The sequence below is a fragment of the Streptomyces coryli genome, from assembly GCF_011044975.1.
Taxonomy (GTDB): domain Bacteria; phylum Actinomycetota; class Actinomycetes; order Streptomycetales; family Streptomycetaceae; genus Streptomyces; species Streptomyces coryli.
The window spans coordinates 1-1,420 of sequence record NZ_JAAKZV010000531.1; the positions used below are offsets into that span (position 1 = coordinate 1).

1 protein-coding gene is annotated in these 1,420 nt (G+C 75.1%); it reads right to left on the reverse strand.

What is annotated here, in order from left to right; genetic code table 11:
• The coding region (locus G5C51_RS41985; protein ID WP_165246189.1) for a molybdopterin cofactor-binding domain-containing protein at positions 1–1,076 on the reverse strand (1,076 nt) is incomplete at its 3' end.
• Positions 1,077–1,420 lie beyond the last annotated feature (344 nt).

Consider the following 1,420-nt stretch of genomic DNA (forward strand, 5'->3'; position numbering starts at 1 on the left):
CGGGCGCCGATCGGGTCCTGGGTGGACGACCAGACCTCGGCCCGCCCGTCGCGGACGTCGGCCGTGCTCGCCTGGGTCTCCAGCGGGGCGTGCGCCGCGTGGGCGAAGTCGAACTCGCCCTCGATCGTCTTGACCAGCAGCTTCGGCAGTGCGGGCAGGTCGAGGGCGACCGAGCGGAGCCGGGTGCGGATGTCCGTATCGGAGAGGCCGTCGGCCGGGCCAGGGGACCAGTCGACGTCGAGGGCGTCGCGGCCGGCGAGGGCGTGGTGGAAGGTCTCGCCCGCGACGGCGACGCCGGTGGGCAGTTGGGCCGTGCCGAGGACGCCGGGGAGGGCGCGGGCCTTGGCGTCGTCGTAACCGCGGACCTTGCCGCCGAGCTGCGGCGGGCGGGCGAGGACCACCGCGGCGGCGCCTTCCGGGGGCGGGCGGTCGAGGACGTAGGCCGCCTTGCCGGTGACGATCGCGCGGGCGTCGATGCGGGTGTGCGGGTGGCCGGCGAGGCGGTAGTCGGCCGGGTCCTTGGGGGTGGGGACCAGGTTGTCCGGCAGGACCAGCGCCGCGGCCTCCTCGGCCAGCTCGCCGTAGCCGAGGCGGCGGCCGTCGGGGGCGATCACCTCGCCGTTCTCGGTGCGCAGTTGGCCGTACGGGACGTCCAGGCGGTGGGCCGCGGCGGAGACCAGGCGGGCGCGGGCCTCGGCGCCCGCACCACGCAGCAGCGGGGCGAGCAGGCGCAGGCTGAGGGAGTACCCGACGATCTGGACGTCGATGGTCTCCAGCGCCCCGGGGGTGAGCACGTCCACCGCGTCGAGGCGGACGTCCAGCTCCTCGGCCACCAGGACGGCGCCGCCCGTGGTGACGCCCTGGCCGATCTCCGTGCGGGGGAGGGTGAGTTCGACGCGGCCGTCCTCGGCCACGGCCAGGTAGAGGTTGAAGCGGTGCTCGGGGGCTTCGGTCCGCGCCGCGAACAGATCCGAGGCGAGGCCGGAGCGGGCGCCGAGCGCGACCACCGGGGCCGCGAGCACCCAGGACAGCACCCGGCGGCGGGTGACGGACGGCTTCGCGTGGCGGGCGGGCATGCGCACAGCGTGGTGTGCCGGGGCGGCCGCCGTGGGCGATGACCGCTATCGGCGTGAGCTGCCCGTACGGCGGGGTGATTCCGACCGCCGGTGACCGCTCGGGTAACCGGAGTTGGCCCCGCGGACCGTGCGCACCGGGCATGCGTATACGCATACCTACGGCTACCTAAACCCGCCGATCACCGATGACCCACGGACCCCACCGCGGCCAGGCTGCGGGCTGTGGGAAGGAAGTGGCGACAGATGGTGGTCGGCAGAAGTACGGAGTACGGACAGCTTGAGCTGCTGCTGCGGTCGGCGCCGCGGGTCACGGTCGTCGGCCCCGGCGGCTTCGGGAAGAGCGC